The 17,473-nt window shown below is 70.4% G+C and carries 15 protein-coding genes and 1 pseudogene; 4 read left to right on the top strand and 12 right to left on the bottom strand.

Annotated features, from left to right (window positions below):
- Positions 1 to 124: 124 nt before the first annotated feature.
- Both ACTWQR_RS06895 and ACTWQR_RS06890 read right to left on the bottom strand, forming a co-directional pair.
- A complete protein-coding gene (locus ACTWQR_RS06895) occupies positions 125 to 379 on the bottom strand; it encodes a hypothetical protein (protein ID WP_443226010.1) in 255 nt (84 codons plus the stop codon).
- Between the two features lie 469 nt (positions 380 to 848).
- A complete protein-coding gene (locus ACTWQR_RS06890; protein WP_443226009.1) occupies positions 849 to 1,544 on the bottom strand; it encodes a TetR/AcrR family transcriptional regulator in 696 nt (231 codons plus the stop codon).
- A gap of 85 nt (positions 1,545 to 1,629) precedes the next feature.
- On the opposite strand from ACTWQR_RS06890, the gene ACTWQR_RS06885 reads away from it, so the two are divergent.
- Positions 1,630 to 3,825, top strand: a complete 2,196-nt coding sequence (locus ACTWQR_RS06885; RefSeq protein ID WP_443226008.1) for an MMPL family transporter — start codon at positions 1,630 to 1,632, stop codon at positions 3,823 to 3,825.
- Positions 3,826 to 4,071: 246 nt separating this feature from the next.
- A complete protein-coding gene (locus tag ACTWQR_RS06880) occupies positions 4,072 to 4,698 on the top strand; it encodes a glyoxalase (protein ID WP_443226007.1) in 627 nt (208 codons plus the stop codon).
- 264 nt (positions 4,699 to 4,962) lie between these two features.
- Here the strand turns inward: ACTWQR_RS06880 and ACTWQR_RS06875 are convergent, their stop codons facing one another.
- Positions 4,963 to 5,574 carry a tetratricopeptide repeat protein gene (locus tag ACTWQR_RS06875; protein WP_443226006.1) on the bottom strand — a complete coding sequence of 204 codons (612 nt, stop codon included), beginning with the start codon at positions 5,572 to 5,574 and terminating at the stop codon, positions 4,963 to 4,965.
- A 654-nt stretch (positions 5,575 to 6,228) separates the two neighbouring features.
- Between ACTWQR_RS06875 and ACTWQR_RS06870 the strand changes: the two genes are divergently transcribed.
- Complete coding sequence (locus ACTWQR_RS06870; protein WP_443226005.1) at positions 6,229 to 6,867, top strand: hypothetical protein; 639 nt, start codon at positions 6,229 to 6,231, stop codon at positions 6,865 to 6,867.
- Positions 6,868 to 7,242: 375 nt separating this feature from the next.
- Here the strand turns inward: ACTWQR_RS06870 and ACTWQR_RS06865 are convergent, their stop codons facing one another.
- Both ACTWQR_RS06865 and ACTWQR_RS06860 read right to left on the bottom strand, forming a co-directional pair.
- Positions 7,243 to 8,391, bottom strand: coding sequence for a hypothetical protein (locus tag ACTWQR_RS06865; RefSeq protein WP_443226004.1), 1,149 nt, complete (start codon positions 8,389 to 8,391; stop codon positions 7,243 to 7,245).
- Between the two features lie 218 nt (positions 8,392 to 8,609).
- The gene (locus ACTWQR_RS06860) at positions 8,610 to 9,428 is read right to left on the bottom strand and encodes a DUF427 domain-containing protein (protein ID WP_443226003.1); all 819 of its coding nucleotides are present in this window, start codon (positions 9,426 to 9,428) and stop codon (positions 8,610 to 8,612) included.
- A gap of 717 nt (positions 9,429 to 10,145) precedes the next feature.
- Between ACTWQR_RS06860 and ACTWQR_RS06855 the strand changes: the two genes are divergently transcribed.
- Positions 10,146 to 10,958 carry an SAM-dependent methyltransferase gene (locus ACTWQR_RS06855; protein ID WP_443226002.1) on the top strand — a complete coding sequence of 271 codons (813 nt, stop codon included), beginning with the start codon at positions 10,146 to 10,148 and terminating at the stop codon, positions 10,956 to 10,958.
- Between the two features lie 163 nt (positions 10,959 to 11,121).
- Here the strand turns inward: ACTWQR_RS06855 and ACTWQR_RS06850 are convergent, their stop codons facing one another.
- From ACTWQR_RS06850 to ACTWQR_RS06820, 7 genes and pseudogenes are all read right to left on the bottom strand, one after another.
- Positions 11,122 to 11,991 carry a pectate lyase gene (locus tag ACTWQR_RS06850; protein ID WP_443226098.1) on the bottom strand — a complete coding sequence of 290 codons (870 nt, stop codon included), beginning with the start codon at positions 11,989 to 11,991 and terminating at the stop codon, positions 11,122 to 11,124.
- Between the two features lie 30 nt (positions 11,992 to 12,021).
- Positions 12,022 to 12,402: pseudogene (locus tag ACTWQR_RS06845) on the bottom strand (RICIN domain-containing protein); the annotation flags it as partial.
- 236 nt (positions 12,403 to 12,638) lie between these two features.
- Positions 12,639 to 13,814, bottom strand: a complete 1,176-nt coding sequence (locus tag ACTWQR_RS06840; RefSeq protein ID WP_443226001.1) for a sialidase family protein — start codon at positions 13,812 to 13,814, stop codon at positions 12,639 to 12,641.
- Positions 13,811 to 14,593, bottom strand: a complete 783-nt coding sequence (locus ACTWQR_RS06835) for an HpcH/HpaI aldolase family protein (protein WP_443226000.1) — start codon at positions 14,591 to 14,593, stop codon at positions 13,811 to 13,813. The genes ACTWQR_RS06840 and ACTWQR_RS06835 overlap by 4 nt, the downstream gene beginning before the upstream one ends.
- An 85-nt stretch (positions 14,594 to 14,678) precedes the next feature.
- Complete coding sequence (locus tag ACTWQR_RS06830; RefSeq protein WP_443225999.1) at positions 14,679 to 15,659, bottom strand: aldo/keto reductase; 981 nt, start codon at positions 15,657 to 15,659, stop codon at positions 14,679 to 14,681.
- The gene (locus ACTWQR_RS06825) at positions 15,656 to 16,597 is read right to left on the bottom strand and encodes an ABC transporter ATP-binding protein (RefSeq protein ID WP_443225998.1); all 942 of its coding nucleotides are present in this window, start codon (positions 16,595 to 16,597) and stop codon (positions 15,656 to 15,658) included. Before ACTWQR_RS06825 ends, ACTWQR_RS06830 begins: the two co-directional genes overlap by 4 nt.
- A complete protein-coding gene (locus ACTWQR_RS06820) occupies positions 16,594 to 17,472 on the bottom strand; it encodes an ABC transporter ATP-binding protein (protein ID WP_443225997.1) in 879 nt (292 codons plus the stop codon). The genes ACTWQR_RS06825 and ACTWQR_RS06820 overlap by 4 nt, the downstream gene beginning before the upstream one ends.
- Position 17,473 lies beyond the last annotated feature (1 nt).

Here is a 17,473-nt window from a genome sequence, read left to right as displayed (position 1 = left end):
CCCGGTAGAAAGCCGGGTCTCACCGACGTACGCGAACGACCGACGAAGCTGACCCGCATCGTCAGCGTCCCCGGGTACCCGCGGCCTCTCCGGTACCCGCGGCCTCTCCGGTGCCCGCGGGCTCTTATCGGCGTCGACGGGGAGGGAGCGTTGAGGCCCGCGGGTCGGCATCAACCCCGGCAGGCCAATGCGTCCCCGCACAGCCGTCCGGCCGCCCGCCCCGGGAGACGACGGTGAGTACGCGTGCCGGCCGGTGCGCGGCGGCCACCAGCGCCGCGGCCGCGCCGGTTCCGGCGCCGAACAGGACGACCGCCCGGGCCGACGTCGGCACCACGAGATCGCCGCCGAGTGCCTCACCGTCGACCGGCACCTGAACCAACCGGGAGATCGTCGGCATCATCTTCGCCCTCAGGCCGACCGGCCTGAGAGGGGAAGCATTGCGTTCTCTCCGCCGGGTACCCACTCCCTCGCCGGCGTGGAGGACCGTCGGCAGGCGTGAAGAAACTGACCGCCTTGCGGCTCGGCACCACCGAAGGCCACTGGACATCCGGTCACCCGATATCCGGTGCAGCGCGGCAACAGTCCGGCGGGCGACGCGAACCGTGGCGAGTTCATCGCCCCCGAGCAGCCTCAGCCTCAGGCGGCGAACGCGGAGCCCTCTTACGGAATACGCCCACCGCTCCGACGGCAGCACGAACACTCATCAGCGGCCGACAGACCAAGACCGAGCCACCGTTGCCAGTCACCCGGCAGTGCCCGCCGCGGCCGGCGTGCTCCCCGCACCACAAGGACACGTCGGTCCACGCCAACCCACCCGAGGCGGGCCCGAGTCGGCGGTCTCACGAGATCTACTCGCCCGGCCGCCCGTGAAGCCCGTGAAGGTCGCCCCCAGCGGTGAGGCCGGCTGTGAGGGTCGCGAGGGACCGCTCCACCATGGCGTCCCGCTGTTCGACGGAGAGCCGGGCCAGCGGACCGTCGAGCATCAGCAGGGCGAGACCGTGCACCGTGGCCCAGGCCGTACCCTCGGCGCCCGGCCGGTTTTCAGCGGGCATCCGGCCGGTCGCGACCACTTCGTCGAGCGTCGCGGTGAGCAGGTTGAACGCGCTGTACTGCGGTTCGGGGCCGGCTGGGGAGACCCCGGCCCAGGCCGTGGGCTCGCCGGGTTCGTCGGGGATGCGGCAGAAGGCGGCGCGGAAGAGTCCGGGGCGTTCGAGCGCGAAACGGATATAGCCCCGGCCCAGCGCACTGAGGCGCAACACGGCGGCCTCGCCCGGATCGCCGACATCGGGCACCTTGGCCACGAACGCCGCCATGAAGTCGGCGAGCGCCGTCTGGCCACGGACCTTCACGGCGTGCAGCAGGTCGCCCTGGCCGTCGAAGTGACGGTATGCGGCGGTGGGCGAGACGCCCACCCGGCGGGCGGCCTCGCGCAGGACGACCCGCTCGGGGCCACCCTCGCTCGCCAGGTCGACAGCCGCGGCGACGAGAGCGTTGCGCAGATCGCCGTGGTGGTAGCCAGCCTTGGTCCCCGAGGTCGTTGCCATACCTTCATCCTGCCCGATGTTGACAGCGTTAACACCACCTGCCAGAGTCGATGTCAACGGTGTAAACATCGAAGGGGTGACGACCATGCTGACATGGATAGCGGAGCTGGCCCTGCGCAGGGCCAGGCTCATGCTCGTACTCGCGGCCGTGGCCGTGGTGGCCATGGCAGTCGTCGGTTTCGGCGCGTTCGGCAAGCTGCAGGGCGGTGGCTTCGACGATCCGGACGCCCCGTCCAGCCGCGCGCAGTCCGTCATCGACGACCGGTTCGGCGGAGCAACCGACCTGGTCCTGCTGGTGAAACCCACCGACGGAGGCGCCCTGGACTCCCCCGCCGTCGAGGAGCGGGGCAGGACGCTCACGGACGGCCTCAAGAACGATCCCGATGTCACCAATGTCGTCTCCTACTGGGGCACCGGAAGCTCCGCCCTCACCTCCAGGGCCGGCGACAAGGCGCTCGTCCTCGCGCATGTCGACGGCCCCGAGAGCGAGCGCGACAAGCTCGCCGAGGGTCTGATCGACGAGTACGCCGGGGAGCGGGACGGAGTGAGCGTGCAGGCCGGCGGTTCGGCGGCCGTCGGCAACGACGTCTCCTCACAGGTCGCCGCGGACCTCGCGGTGGCGGAGGCGATCGCCGTGCCGGTCACCCTGGTGCTGCTGGTGCTCGTCTTCGGCAGCGTCGTCGCCGCGCTGCTTCCGCTGATCATCGGGCTGATCGCCATCGTCGGGACCTTCGCCGAGCTGTACGTCCTGGGCAGCGTCACCGATGTCTCGGTCTTCTCCATCAACCTCACCACCGCGCTGGGGCTCGGCCTCGGCATCGACTACGCACTGCTGCTGGTGAGCCGCTTCCGTGAGCAGCTCGCGAGCGGCGCCGAGGTGCCCGACGCACTGCGCACCACCGTGCGGACAGCGGGCCGCACCATCGTCTTCGCCGCCGCCACCGTGGCAGCGGCGCTGGCCACACTGCTGATCTTCCCGCCGTTCTTCCTGCGCTCGTTCGCCTACGCGGGCATCGGCGTCGTCGTGGTCGCCGTGCTGGCCGCCCTCTTCGTCATACCCCCGCTGCTCGCGGTCCTCGGGCACCGGGTCAACAAGGGCCGGCTGCCCGGGGCAGCGGCCGTACGCCGGGCCGACGCCCCCTTCTGGGGCCGGCTCGCGGGCCTGGTCATGCGACGGCCGGCGCTCACCGCGCTCCCGGTCCTCGCGGTACTGCTGCTCGCCGCGAGCCCGCTGCTCGGCGTCACCTTCGGCACTCCGGACGAGCGGGTGCTGCCCGAGGACGCCGGCAGCCGCCAGGTCGCCACACAGATGCAGCAGGAGTTCCCCGGAAACGACAACGGCGCGATCCAGGTGGTCACCACCGGAGCCGTGGCCGCCGCCCCGCTCTCCTCGTACGCCAGTGACCTCTCGGCCCTCGACGGGGTGACCCGGGTCGACTCCAGCGAGGGCAGTTACCGCTCGGGCACCGCGGCGGGCCCCGCCAACCCGACGCTCGGACGGCCCGACGCCCAGCGGCTCGTGGTCGTCAGCGACCTCGCACCCAAGTCGGACGCGGCCCAGGAACTGGTGCGCTCCGTCCGCGCCGTGGATCCCCCGGCCGGCACCGAGACGCTGGTCGGCGGTGAGGACGCACGGCTCGTCGACTCCAAGCACTCCATCGGGGTACGGCTCCCCATCGCCATCGGGCTGATCGTCGTCACCACCTTCGTGCTGCTCTTCCTGTTCACCGGCAGCGTCGTCCAGCCGCTGCGCGCCCTGCTGCTCAACGCCGTGTCCATGGCCGCGGCGATCGGCACGATGGTGTGGATCTTCCAGGACGGTCATCTGGCCTCCTTCCTCGGCTTCACCCCACAACCGATGGACACCTCGATGACCGTGCTGATGTTCTGTGTCGCCTTCGGCCTCTCTATGGACTACGAGGTCTTCGTGACCAGCCGGATGAAGGAGCTGCACGACGCGGGCGCCGACCGGCACACCGCGGTGACCCAGGGTCTGGCCCGGACGGGACGGCTGGTCACCATGGCGGCCGGACTCCTCGCGGTCTCGTTCTTCGCCTTCGGCACCAGCGACATCAGCTTCCTGATGATGTTCGGGCTCGGCAGCGGCCTCGCCATCGTCATCGACGCGGTCGCCGTGCGCGGCGTGCTGGTGCCCGCGGCGATGCGCGTGCTGGGCCGGTCCGCTTGGTACGCCCCGGCCGGGCTGCGCAGGATTCACGCGCGGGTCGGGCTCGCCGAGGCACCGGAGGAGGAGCCGGAGCGTTCGCCCGCGGGCGTCTGAAGACCGCTACCGGGGTACGGGCAGGGGCCTTGCCGGAGTGTTCCGGCAAGGCCCCTGCCGTCTCGTCTCGGCGAACTGCTTGCCGGCGAACTGCTTGTCGGTGAACTTCCCGCAGTTGTCGAGGACTTCGTCGGTCGGGCAGCCGTACGGCGAGCGTCTTCGGGTGCCGGGCGGCGCTCTGCTGGTCTTCCTTCTGGTCAGGAATCGAGAAGCGCGGGTCTCGGAGCCGCGACTAGCGTCATCTTCATGACTTCCATCGAATCCGTCACCCTTGAGGTGGCCGACCCCACCGTCGCCAACCGCTTCTACACCACCGCCTTCGGCCTGGGCAGTCAGATACGCCTGCGGGCCTCGGAGGCACCGACAACCGGCTTCCGCGGGTTCACGCTGTCACTCGTGGTGTCCCAGCCGGCCAACGTCAACGCCCTCATCGACGCCGCCGTGGACGCCGGCGCCGCCACGCTGAAGCCCGCCACCAAATCGCTTTGGGGCTACGGGGGCGTCGTACAGGCCCCTGACGGGACGATCTGGCAGGTCGCATCGTCGTCGAAGAAGGACACCGGCCCGGCCACCCGGCAGATCGACGAGATCGTGCTCCTGCTGGGAGTCGCGGACATGGCCGAGAGCAAACGGTTCTACGTCGACCGCGGCCTCGCCGTGGCGAAGAGCTACGGCAGCAAGTACGTCGAGTTCGCCACCGGGTCGGGTCCCGTCAAGCTGGCGCTGTACAAGCGCCGTGGCCTGGCCAAGGTCGTCGGCGTCTCTCCCGACGGCAGCGGATCGCACCGCCTCACGATCGCCGGCGATGCCGGGCCATTCACCGACCCGGACGGGTTCGCGTGGGCGACCGCATCGGAGACAGCATCACTGTGAACCGGGTGACACACGGGCACGCCGACATCGACGAAAGGCGTTCTCTCATGTGTCACCCCGCGTGGCGCCGCGCGGTCACCGACGCCGCCGCACTGGTCACCAAGCCGGCCTCCATGGGACCTGGTCCGGCCTGGTACGAGGCGCTCCGTGCGCTCTGGCCAGACGTGGGCCGCCGAAACACCCGGTCACCGTGTGACCGGCGTGAGCCTTCTTCGACGCGGTTGTCTCCGTCTATGCCCTCATCCGTGTCCCGCTCTCGGCGGGTCAGCCGCCCCGCACATGTGTCAGCAGTTCCCGGACAAGCCTTGTCGCGGAGTGGTCGGGTCCAAGGCAACGTTCGCTTTCGACCAGGGCATGCGCGAACAGCTCCGCGCTCCGCTCCGGGCTCTGCGCCCCGTGCTGCGCGTAGGCGAGATTGCCGCGGGACAGCAGGGTGTCGGGATGGTCGGAGCCCAGGGTGCGCTCGCGATCGGTGAGGGTCCGCTCATGGAGCGGGACGGCACGGGCCGGGTCTCCCGTCAGTTCGTGGGCGCGGGCGAGATTGTCCCGGCACAGCATGGTGCGCAGGTCGGCAGAGCCGAGGAAGCGCTCGCGGCCGGCCAGGGCGCGGTTGTAGAGCGGGATGGCGCGGGCCGGGTCGCCTGCCGCTTCGTATGCGCCCGCGAGGTTGTTTCGGCAGGTGAGGGTGTCGGGATGGTCGGGGCCCAGAACGCGTTCGCTGTCAGCCAGGTTCCGCTCGAACAGCGACACGGCCCGATCGACGAGTCCGCCCTGCTGACAGGCGCCCCCGAGGTTGTTGCGGGAGCGCAGAGCATCAGGGTGGTCGGGTCCGAGGTCGCGTTCACGCTCGGCGACCTGTTGTTCGAAGAAAGCCACCAGGTCATTCCCGGAGGATCCTTCAGCGGCCTTCTCCCCGTCCACACGCAACGAGGAAATCCCCTCCAAGGAGTGGTTCTCCGAGACCTGTTGTAACCGCGCCCGAAGTGCCCGCATGGTCCCAACGCATCCCGCGCACGACTGTCCCGTCATGGCCATGGCATCCGCCCCTCGTCCACCACCTGCCCAAAGAGTACGTACGGCGCCCGTGACGAGCGCGTCCCAGAACAGGCCACACCGCCGACGGCGAGGATTCGCAGGATCGTAAACAGGTCCCGCATGTGTGTCCATTCGCCGCACCAGTCGGTGGATCTCCTCGAGCAGTTGGTCCACTCCCGGCCACTGCCCGATACGGCACGCGGGGCGCGGGGCGCCGCGCCAGGAAGGTGTGCCTGTGACCAGTCGGTTGCCTACCTCGACACAAACTGACAGGCTGCCTTCACACTCACCCTGAAGGTTGAAATCGAGACACCGCGCGACGCAGACAGCTGACACCATTGCCCGCAGCCATCCCTGTACGTAGACCGCGCATAGCAGTCGCGTTCCAGGCCGCCGATCTCCGCGAGGAGCCTGGCACATTGCAGATCATGGCCTGGATGATGCGAGTACGATCCGCCGTCAGCACCGCACAACGCACGAGGAGAGGTAACTGCCATGTCCGAAGTCGAGTCAGCGACCACGGAACTCAAAACGCAGTACGCCGCTCAGGTGGCTGCGGACCTTGAGCGCAACGCCAAGGAACAGGAACGTATCGGCGCCGAAGTAACCGTACTCCAGGAGCAGTTGCACGCACTGCAGCGTGACCATGCCCTGTTGGTGAACCTGCAGCAGACACTGAGCGACAAGAGCCCCGCAGAAGCCGGTCCGGACTCGGAAGAGGCTGTCACGCCCGCTCCGTCGGTACCGCAGCAGGCTTCGGCGGAGCCCACGCCGGCCAGGCAGGAGAAGGCCCCTGCCACGAAGGCCAAGAAGACCACGGCCAAGAAGACGGCAGCCAAGAGTGGTGGCACCAAGACATCCACGACTGCGGCGACGCCCACCCTTGTCGAGCTCATCCACAGCTATCTCGGCCAGCAGCCCGAGCCACGTTCGGCAGCGGAAATCAGCACCGGGCTGACTCAGGCCCACCCCGAGCGCGACATCAAGCCCAAGGTCGTACGCACCACAGTGGAAGGACTCGTCGCCAAGGGCCGCGTCCTTCGCACCAAGCAGGGCAGCTCCGTCTTCTACACGACGTCCGGGGCTGCTCCGGCCGACACCTCTCCGGAGCAGAAAGAACCGGTCACGGCCTGACGGAGAAGGCGCCGGCGCACACCGCCGGCGCCGCCCCCGCGGAGCGAGCACCGCCCAAGCCGTTGTCGCCGCGGCCGGCCCGGCCGCGGCGGCGGCGCCGCGCGGTCCGGGCGGCCCCGTCGGCCGGGTCAACCAGCACATCGAAAGCTCGGTCAGTCCACCACCCACGAGCCCTTCCACCCGGCCGAGGTCCTCGGCCGCAAGGCAAGGTCGAGTGAGGGGAGCTTGCGCAGCAGCACGTCGAGCACCACCCGCGGCCCGGTGCGGGCCACTGGCTGTCCCCGGCACGAGTGTGGTCCGGCACCGAGGGAGCCAGGTGCCCCTCACCCGAGTGAACGCGCGGATGCTGTGGCCTTGCGGGCTGCGCGCCCAGGCTCACTGCCCCGGGGCTACCTTCCGGAGGGTTGTGATGCACGTGGCGATGGCCTGCTGGAGTTCCTCCAGACGCTGGAGCATGTCGTCCTCGTAGATGGTGTCGAGGTCGTCGGCGTCGTCGAAGGTCAGCTCCTCGAAGACCTTCGTCGCCTTCTGCAGGCTGCTGTAGAACTTCGTACGGCGCTCCTGGAGGCGCAGTTCCGGGTTGGCCTGGATGGTCTGGGCGACAAGGTCCTTCACGGTGTCGTAGGCGTCGGTGGCCCACTCGCCGGTGTCCTCGCTGTCGTCCAGCTCGTCGATGAGGGACAGGTGGCGCTCGGCCTCCGCGCGGAGTTCGGCGGGGGCGTCGATCGTCTGCCCGGCCGGGGTCTTGACCTGGCCGTTCTCAACGATCTGGCGGACGTACCCGATACGGCTGGCGGCCTGGGCCTCAGTGGCGACCGCCTTCTTCAGGTCGTCGGTGCGGGCGATGTCGCGGGCCAGCTCGGTCTGCAGGGCCGGATCCTCCTGGAGCCGGTCGAGGAGCGCGGCCCGAGCCGCGTTGGCGGTGGAGGCGTCGGCCAGGATCGCGGCCCGCAGCGCGGTGGGGTTCTCCGCGACCTCCAGGGCCTTGGTCGGCCGGATGCCCTCGGCCTCGGCCGCCGCCGCGATCGCGGTGCCGCGTTCGGAGGAGGCGCCGGAACGGGAGGTGTAGTACGACAGCCACGCGTCGGAGTCCGGCAGCTCAATGTCCTCACCCGGGACCAGCACCTCGAAATGCGGTACGAGACCGTCGTCGGCCGCCTTGTCCCACGCCTTGTAGTAGCGCATGACCCGCTCCGCCGAGCACCCGGCCAGCTCAGCGAAGGCTTTCGCGGAGACCTTCGGCGTCTCCCCCGCCGCCTCTCCGCCGGGCCGCACACTGCGCGCCACCTTCAGTGCGAACGCCCAGCCACCGGTCCGCGCGTACACCCCGAAGTCGCGGGCGTCGCGCGCCACCAGGTCATGCACGGCGCCCGCCGGAACCTCGTCACCGGATGCTCCGGGCTCGTCCCAGAATGCCTCGTCCGCCGACGCTCCCTCTCCGGGTGCCTCGTGAGGCATTCCTTCTCCGGATGTCTCATTGGAGGGCGGGACGGCCGGTTCGGGCTGAGCGATCGCTACAGTCACTGAGAGACTCTCCTGGAGGTGCGGGGCTACAAATGGCAGCGCGTGCAGCCTATATGAACCTGTTCCTGGCCCTTTGATCTCTTCTTGGTCAGGTCACCTTGATCTCTTCTTCGCCGCCGGGATCGCCGCAGCGCAGGCCTGACGCAGCGTCGCTTCGGCTGCCGTCGACGCGGTCCGGTCGGACGAGGGCGACCATCAGGGCCAGGCAGGGGCGGCGCTTATTTCGCCGGGGGCTTGCTGAATTCGGTGACTGGGCGTTCCAGGTGTTCTTCGTCGACGATGAGGTCGACGGCTTCGTTGTAGAAGGCCACCCGGTCCTTGATGCCACTCACGGCCGGCAGCGGGTCGGGATAGCTCCACGCGATGTTCGCCAGGGGATTGCTGCCCTCCCACGACCAGTATCCGGTTGCCAAGCCCTTGTAGGGGCAGCGGGTCTGGTGATCTGCGGGGGTCAACAGGTCGAGGCGGACGTCTTCGCGCGGGATGTAGTACCGGACGGGTAGGTGGGTCTCGAAGAGGAGCACCGGCGTGTGGGTGTCCGCGACGACGGTGCCATCGATCTGGACCTGGACATGCCGGGAACTCAACAGCGCGTCGACCCGCTTGTGGGGGTCACGCGGATGCACGAAGATCTCCTCTTCCTCTTCGTACCAGTGGTCGAGTACGTCCTGCCCGAACCACTCGAAGGAGATGTACGCGGCCAACTTCTCGCCGGGGTATGTCCATGCCGCGCCGGGGATGGTCTCACCGCCGGCTTCGAGGTCGTAGAAGAGTGTCGCACCGGCGTGACGCCGGGTGGCGGGCCGCTCGGTCTTCCGCAGCAGGTCCGTACGGACGTCCTCGTGCGGGAACGCGTAGAGCGGCACTGGACGGCCCGGTTCCCACACCAGGACCGGCCGGCGGCTGTCGACGACGGTGACCTCGCCCTTCGTGCCGCGCACCCAGCGCTCACTGGGCTCCCAGATGACGCTGTCGGCGGGTTCGGGGGTACGGCGCAGGACCGGGACGGCGCGCGAACTGTTGCTCGGTGAGTTCATGAGAGCCTCCTCACGAGAGCGTAGGGGCCTCCCGTCCTTGATCTCCATCGCTGAGGCCGAGCGTCGGCCCGGAAACGAGGACCGGCTGGGGAGGGGTGGCTCCTGGCCCGTCGCCGTCACGAATGCCAGGTGTCCATGAGTCACAGCGCTCGCTGACACCTCACCGCCGATCCGTGCCCCGCCCGTCCACCCATCCGTCCGTCCGCCCATGCGCCCGCCTCACCACGGCGCGCCCATGGCAGGCGACGAAGTCCCGGTGGCGTTCACTGCACCGCCATGCCGGTGCCCCTGGGCTCCCGGCCTGGCCGAGGACATGGCGGCCGGCGTCCACGAAGGCTGGGCAGGCGGCGCCAAGGACCGCGATGGCGAACTGTTGGTGGTCTGCCCCGCGTCGAGGTGACGTGCGCCTGCGCGGTGGCGTCCACAGCCGGCGGCCCACGCGGACGCCCGACGAGCGCGCCACCGCCTTCCGTCTGTTGTCTTCCCGCCTGCCGGCACGTGTCCAGCCGTCAGACTCCCAGGACTCCCCGTCTGAGAGCCCTGCACTCCCATCAGCCTTTACGCGGGCGGTGGTTCGGATTCCGGCTCTGGTCAGTCGAACCCCCGGACACCGTGATCAACGGTCGGCACAATGACAGCGACGATCCATGCCGCCGCGGCGGCCGCATGCGCGCCCGAACACCTCTCAGATGGGCGCGCGGGGAAGGCAGGGAAGACGTGAGTGAGACCCAGCAGCCGACAGGCGAATCGGGGCGGCTCAATACCGCGGTGGCGCACAATGCCCGGGTCTGGAACTACTGGATAGGCGGGGTGGACAACTACCGGGTCGACCAGCAGGTCGGTGACCAGGTCGCCGCGATGTTCCCGGTGATCCGGGAGGTGGCCCGCGCGGACCGCGACTTCTTGGTCCGCGCGGTCCAGTTCCTGGCCGCCGACCGCGGAGTGCGGCAGTTCCTGGACATCGGCACCGGACTGCCGACCCTGGACAACACCCACGTGATCGCTCAGCGGATCGCGCCCGAGTCGAGGATCGTGTACGTCGACAACGACCCCACCGTGCTCGCCCACGCCCCCTCCCTGCTGACCAGCACGCCCGAGGGAGCCACCGCCTACATCGACGCCGACGCCCACCACCCGGACGCCATCATCCAGGGCTCCGCGGCGACCCTCGACCTCCACCAGCCCGTCGCGGTCATGATGCTGGGCATCCTCAACTTCGTCCTCGACACCGGCCAGGCCCACGACATCGTGCGCCAGCTCATGGCCGCGGTTCCCTCCGGCAGCTGTCTCGTCCTGACTCACCCCACTTCCGACGCCGACCTCGGCGGCGAGGGCCAGATCGCGGCCATGAAGTTCTGGAACGAGAACGCCACCCCGCCGATCACCGCCCGCAGCCGCCCGGAGATCGCCGCCTTCTTCGACGGCCTCGACCTCCTCGCCCCGGGCCTCGTCTCGTGCGCGCGGTGGCGCGCTGAGTCCGACTCCCCCGCCACGCTCCCGCAGTTCGGCGCAGTGGCCGTCAAACCCTGACCGGCTCCCCCAGTCCGTGGCCCGGGCCTTCCAAACCGGCGCGGCCGCCGCCGACAGACCGCCGTTTCCTTCAACAGGCAGGAAGGAGGCCCGCTCGGTGTCTTCAGGCCGCCGGGCCCGGCGCCACGTCCGAGCGAGGACGCCGCTTCACGATGTCGTGGGGTTATCTGTAGGCGATGCCCGATGCGCTGTAGCGGCAGTACGTGCCGTCCGGGCCGCTGCCGAGTTTGTCTGGCTCCGCACCCGTGTTGTTGCCCTGGAAGCGCTCGCAAATGGTGATCTCCCTGCCGCTGTCGCCGACGATCGTCACGCCAGAGATGGTGGCGGTGTCCCCGTAGTTGGCGTTGACGCCGACGAGTACCTCGCCGGGGCTGGTCGCCCTGACGTTGCTGACCACCACGTGGCGCTTGTACTGCGTGTCGCAGTTGCCGCACGAGCGGTAGAGCTTGCCGAACTCGGCGACCTGGAAGTTCTTGATGGTCAGCGTTCCGGCACCGTTGTGCTGGAACACCTTGTCGTCCGCCTTCTTCGCGCCCCCGCCGACGACGACGTACGTGGCCGAGGACGAGGTGCCCTTGAAGGTGGCCGCGTCCTCGCCGACGTCCTCCCACCACACGTTCTGCAGTGTGCAGCTGCCCATGCAGTGCACGCCGTCGGCGGCAGGGGCGCCGAGGATGACGTTCTTCAGCGTGGCTCCGTCGGCGAGCTCGAAGACCGGGTCCTGGTCCTCGTCCTGGCCGTCGCCACCGAGGGCGCCCGAGCCGTAGAAGCGCTTCAGGCCGCCGTCGTAGCTGCCGGAGATGTTGATGGTGGAGGCCACCGGCTTCCCCGCGGTGGCGCCGGGCCAGGACCCGAGGGCGGAGCCGGGGCGCGGGGGCGCGGCGGTGACCTTCGGGGACTTGGAGGCGGAGGCGGTTGCGCTCTTGCTCGCCGATGCCGATGCGGACGGGGACGGGGACCGAGACGAAGTCGAGCGCGAGGGTGTGGGCGACGCCGAAGCGGACGGCGAGGACCAGTCCCTGACCGCTTTCAGCGTCCAGCTCTTGGTGCGCGCCTTGTCGCAGGAGTTCTGCTGCGCCTTACCGGCCTTGATGTTCAGGCACTTGCCGCTCTCGGCGTTGACCAGGTGGTACGCGTCCCCCACCTGCGTCAGCTTCCACGCCTGCGAGGTTCCGTCGTCGCAGGTCTGCTGCTGTACTGCCGTGCCCGCCGCCGTCGACGCGTCCTCGACTCCGGCACACAGTCCGCTGTGCGCGGCCTTCACGAGGAACCCGTTGTCGGAGGAGGCCAGTTGCCAAGTCCGGTCGGCGGCGTTGCCGCATGTCGCCTGGTTCAGCTGTACGCCGCTCGCCGTGTCGGCGGACGATACGGCGAGGCACAGGCCGTCGGCGGCGTTCACGAGCCGGTAGGTGCCCGCGCTCGGTCCGGAGGCCGATGCCGTCATCAGGATTCCGCCGGTGATCGCGCCCCCGACCAGAACGGTGGCCACCACGCCGATCAGAACCGTGCGGCGATTCGTTCTCCTGCGCCGTGCCCGGCGGTGCAGCGCTGCTCTTGGACTCACGTGGTGACCTTCGTTCGGCAGTTCGTGGAGCTCCTCGCCTGCCAGTTGCCACCGCTCCCGTAAAGGTTGCCGTTCAGCGCCTCACTCGGCCATCGAGGCTCGACCGGCCCGAGCGGTCACTCACCTCGCGCGCTGGAGGTGAGCCTGATGTGGCGGATGACCTTTCGGTGGTGTGTGTAGGCGATGTGGAGGGCGCCGTCCGGTGTCTGCGCTATCGAGGGGTAGGACAATTCGCGGTTGAGGCCGTCGCGGGAGTTGTTGGTGAGGCAGTGGCCGTCGCCGGTCACGAGGTCGGCGCGCAGCGGCCAGCTGAGGCCGCCGTCGGACGAGAGGGCGAGGCTGAGCGGCGCCCGCGGGGCACCCCAGAACGCCGTCGAGGGGGTCTGCCGTACCGCCGTCGTCACCGAGCCGTCCGGGGCCTTGCAGTCGGTGAGGCCGCCCGTGTCGTCGATCTCGTCGTAGAGGGAGACGCGGCGGGCGGTCGCGTCGGCGGCACTGCTGTGGTTGTAGACGAGCGCCAGGCGGCCGTCGGCCAACGGGATGTACTGGATGGAGGAGTTGTTGTTCGGCAGGTCCAGCGGCTGCGGCTCGCTCCAGGTGTCGCCGTCGTCCAGCGACACGGACCGGTGCACGGCGTCGGCGCGCCGGCTGCGGTAGAGGGCGAGCAGGGAGCCGTCCGGCAGCCGGTGGACGTTCATGTGGACCAGGCCCGTGGAGCCGGGCACGGGCTGCTCGGACCAGGTTCCGCCGTCGTCGTCGCTGATCATGACGGCGCTGGTGTCGAGGTCGCCCGACCACTTCTCGCCGGGGGCGGTCCGGCAGCGGAAGACGGGTAGCAGCAGGCGGCCGGTGGGCAGGACGACTGGGGGCTGGCGGACGAAGACGCCGCCGATGCCCGGGGTCGCGGGGAACAGGGTGCGGGTCGCCTCCCAGGTCGTGCCGTTGTCGTGGCTGACGCGCAGCCGTACCTCGGCGGTGTCCTGGTCTCCGCCTCGCTGGGCGGTGTGCAGCAGCCACAGGGCGCCCGAGGGCATGGGGAAGAGCACGGGGTTCTGCTCGGAGCGTGCCGGGTCGTCCGAGAGGTGGACGGGCTCCGTCCAGGTCGTGGTGCCGGGGGCGAGGCGCGAGAACCAGACGCTGATGTCCGCCATGCCCTCCTGTGTGCCGCCGAACCAGACGCAGCCGAGGTCCCCGCCGGGCAGCACGGTGAGGTTGGCGGCGTGGCTCTGCACGGTCGGTGCGGGGAGCGTGGTGTCGGTGCGCTCGAAGCCGTCGAGGAGTCGGTTCGTCACAGTGCCTCTCCAGGGGTCCGGGCCGCGGCCAGGTGTTGGCGGGCGGTCTGTTCCAGGTGCACCAGGTCGCAGGCGACGGTCGCGAAGGTGAAGCCCTCGGCGAGGCGCTTGGCGGCGCTCGCCCCGTCCGGGTTGTGGATGCCCGCGGCGATTCCGGCGGCCGCCGCTGCCTCGCGTACGGTGCCGAGCGCGGCCTCGAAGGCGTCGGCCAGGGCCGGGTCCGTGGACGAGGCGCCGCCGAGGGCGATCCGCAGGTCGGAGGGGCCGACGTAGACGCCGTCGAGGCCCGGCGTCGCGCAGATCGCCTCGACGTCGGCGAGTCCTTCGGCCGTCTCGATCATGGCGAGGACGACCGTGCTGTCGTGTGTGTCGGCCGGGTCGGGGCCGATCCTCAGCGCCGAGCGCATCGGACCGTAGGAACGCCGGCCCAGGGGCGGGTAGCGGACCGCGGCCACGGCCTCGGCGGCCTGCGCGGCGGTGTCGACCAGCGGCACGATCACTCCGGTCGCGCCCGCGTCGAGGGCGCGGCCGATCGGGGCGGGGTCGTTGGCCTCCACCCGGACCAGGCCGACGGCCGTGGAGCCCCGGCTGTCGATCGCGAGGAGGTTGCCCAGCATGCCGGAGTAGCCGAACAGGCCGTGCTGGGCGTCCAGGGCGACGTAGTCGTAACCGAGGCGGGCGATGCGTTCGGTGGCCACGGGCGCGTCCATCAGGCACCAGTAGCCGAGCAGTTGCTCGCGGGCGCGCAGGGCGGCGGTGAACTCCGCAGGGGTGGTCATGGGCAGGTGTTCCTTCGCAGGGGGGGCGGGGACGGGGGCGTCGAAGTCGCTTACGGGGCTCAGCGGTTGTAGGTCGCGTACGGGCTCAGCGGTTGTAGGCGGGCATGGGGCCGCGCAGGCCGACGCCGACCTCGTCGCAGGCGGCGGTCACGTCGGCGGGCAGTGGTCCGGCCTGCGCGGCGGCGAGGTTGGCGCGCAGGTGCCCGGTGCGGGAACCGCCGAGCAGCAGGGCGTCGGTCGAGTCCCGGTCGAGGAGCCAGCGCAGGGCCAGTTCGGCGAGCGGGATGCCCGCGCCCTCGGCGATACGGGTCAGTTCGGCGACCGCGGCGAACAGGCGCGGATCCCAGTAGCGCTGCCGGTACATGTCCGCGACCCGGGAGTCGGCGAACCGTCCGGACTCGGGGGCTTTCTCGTAGCGGTGCCGTCCGGTGAGGAGGCCGCCCCCGAGCGGGTTGTAGACCATGGTGCGCAGACCTGTGACGGCTGCGTACTCGACATACTCCTCCTCGATCCGGCGGGCGAGCAGATTGTGCAGCTGCTGGGCGACGACCGGGCGCGGGGCGCCCACTTCGTCGGCGACGCGCACCAGTTCGGCGATCTGCCAGGCGGCGTAGTTGGAGACGCCGAGTGAGAGGACCTTTCCCTCGGCGACGAACTCGGCGACGGTGGTGAGGGTCTCGGCGAGGGGTGTGGCCCGGTCGGGCTGGTGCAGATAGAAGAGGTCCACGCGGTCGGTGCCGAGGCGTTTGAGGCTGCCTTCCAGGGCGGCCCGCAGGCCGGGGGCGGACAGCGGGGCGTGCTCCGCCTGGTCGGGGTGCGGGATGCCGGCCTTGGTGGCGAGCACGATCCGGTCGCGGTGGGCGGGGAGCAGCTCGGCGAGGATGCGTTCGCTGTCGCCGCCGGCGTAGCCGTTCGCGGTGTCCACGCCGGTGACGCCGGCCTCCAGCGCCGTCGCGAGCATGTCCGCGGCGCCCGCCCGGTCGACGGTGTCGCCGAACGTCATGGTGCCGAGGACGAGCGGGGACAGGGGCACGGGTACGTTCGGCAGTGCGATGCCGGTGGTCACTTGCCGGTTCCTTCCGGTGAGGCGGTCAGGGGGGTGTGGGGAGTCCGGGGCGTGTGCGGCTCCGGTGCGACGGTGGCCGAGGCCGGTGTCGAGGCCGCCAGGGTGCGGGGTTTGAGTCCCCGTATCGCCGTGGGGTCGAGGGCGGCGCGGCGCAGCGCGCGGGTGTAGGGCTCGGCGGGAGCGGCGAGGACGTCGGCGGTTCGGCCGCGCTCGACGACCCGGCCCGCCTTCAGGACGACGACGTCGGTGCTGATCTCGCGCACCACGCCGAGGTGGTGGGCGATGACGATGTACGTGATGCCGGTCTCCTCCCGCAGTTCGCGCAGCAGATCGAGGACCTGGGCCTGCACGGACACGTCGAGGGCCGAGGTGGCCTCGTCGCACACCAGCAGGTCGGGCTCGGAGGCCAGGGCGCGGGCGATGCCGATGCGCTGGCGCTGTCCGCCGGAGAACTCGCCCGGCCGTCGTTCGAGTGCCGTGGCCGGCAGTCCGACGCGGTCGAGCAGTCCGGTGGCGCGGCGGCGCCGTTCGGTCTTGTCCTTCACGCCCGCGACGCGCAGCGGTTCGGCCACGATCTCCAGGGCGGTCAGGTGCGGGGCGAGGGATCCGTAGGGATCCTGGAAGACCATCTGGACGCGGCGCCTGAGCGGCCTCAGGCGCCGCTCGGGCAGCGCGGCGAGGTCGGTGCCGTCCAGCACGATCCGCCCGGAGTCCGGCCTGAGCAGCCGTACAATCGCGCAGGCGATGGTCGACTTGCCGCTGCCCGACTCGCCGACGACGGCGAGTGAGCCGCCACGGGGCACGCTGAAGCTGACGTGGTCGACGGCGCGCACCGGGCCGGCCGGCGTGGGGTAGTCGACGACGAGGTCCTCGACGGCGAGAAACGCCGACGCGTCGGCGGCGTCGGCCGCGTTGGGTGTCACTGCTGCCTGGCTCATCGGGCGGCCCTGCCTTCCTGCTCGGGCTGGGCGGTGTGCTCGTCGAGCCCGTCCTCGTCCCAGGGCCCGAGGCTCGGGACGGCCGCGAGCAGTTTCCTGGTGTACGGGTGTGCGGGCCGCTCGACGATCTGCTGGGCCGGACCCGACTCGACGAACCGGCCCTCCTTCATGACGTGGATGCGGTCGGACACCAGCCGGGCGACACCGAGGTCGTGCGTGATCATCAACATGCCTATACCGGTGCGTTCTTGAAGGTCCATCAGCAGGTCGAGGACGCTCGCCTGGACGGTGGCGTCCAGGGCGGAGGTGGGTTCGTCGGCGACCAGCAGCCGCGGTTCGGCGGCCAGCGCGACGGCGATGAGGATGCGCTGGAGCATGCCGCCGGAAAACTGGTGCGGGTACGCCTTCCAGCGTGTTTCGGGCCTGCTGATCCGTACCTGGTCCATCAGGTGGGTGCCGCGCTCGCGGGCCTCGGCCCGGGAGAGGCCGGGATGACGCAGCCGCAGGGCCTCGCCGAGCTGCCGTCCGACGGTGTGGACGGGGCTGAGCGCGGTCATCGGGTCCTGGGGGATGAGGGACACGGTACGGCCGCGCGCCCGCCGGGCCGCCCCGGGGTCGGTGACGACGTCCTCGCCGCCGATGCGGGCGGTGCCGGACAGCACGGCGAGTCCTTCGGGCAGCAGCCGCAGCAGGCCCATCGCCGTGGTGGACTTGCCGGAGCCGGACTCTCCGATGAGCGTGACGGTCTCGCCGCGTTGGACGGTGAAACTCACGCCGTCGACGGCGCGGACCACGCCTCGATGGGTGACCAGTTCGATCTGCAGGTCCTCGACCTCCAGCAGGGAGCCGGAGGCGGGGGCGGTGTCGGCGGTCATG

It is taken from the genome of Streptomyces sp. 2A115 (genome assembly GCF_052245575.1).
Taxonomy (GTDB): domain Bacteria; phylum Actinomycetota; class Actinomycetes; order Streptomycetales; family Streptomycetaceae; genus Streptomyces.
This window is presented reverse-complemented; position numbering and strand designations above follow the sequence as displayed.

Excerpts from the sequence above, each read along its gene's own strand:
- ACTWQR_RS06825 (WP_443225998.1), bottom strand. The coding sequence starts at position 16,597 with ATGAGCCAGGCAGCAGTGACACCCAACGCGGCCGACGCCGCCGACGCG.
- ACTWQR_RS06880 (WP_443226007.1), top strand. The coding sequence starts at position 4,072 with ATGACTTCCATCGAATCCGTCACCCTTGAGGTGGCCGACCCCACCGTC.
- ACTWQR_RS06835 (WP_443226000.1), bottom strand. The coding sequence starts at position 14,593 with ATGACCACCCCTGCGGAGTTCACCGCCGCCCTGCGCGCCCGCGAGCAA.
- ACTWQR_RS06860 (WP_443226003.1), bottom strand. The coding sequence starts at position 9,428 with ATGAACTCACCGAGCAACAGTTCGCGCGCCGTCCCGGTCCTGCGCCGT.
- ACTWQR_RS06890 (WP_443226009.1), bottom strand. The coding sequence starts at position 1,544 with ATGGCAACGACCTCGGGGACCAAGGCTGGCTACCACCACGGCGATCTG.
- ACTWQR_RS06820 (WP_443225997.1), bottom strand. The coding sequence starts at position 17,472 with ATGACCGCCGACACCGCCCCCGCCTCCGGCTCCCTGCTGGAGGTCGAG.
- ACTWQR_RS06885 (WP_443226008.1), top strand. The coding sequence starts at position 1,630 with ATGCTGACATGGATAGCGGAGCTGGCCCTGCGCAGGGCCAGGCTCATG.
- ACTWQR_RS06870 (WP_443226005.1), top strand. The coding sequence starts at position 6,229 with ATGTCCGAAGTCGAGTCAGCGACCACGGAACTCAAAACGCAGTACGCC.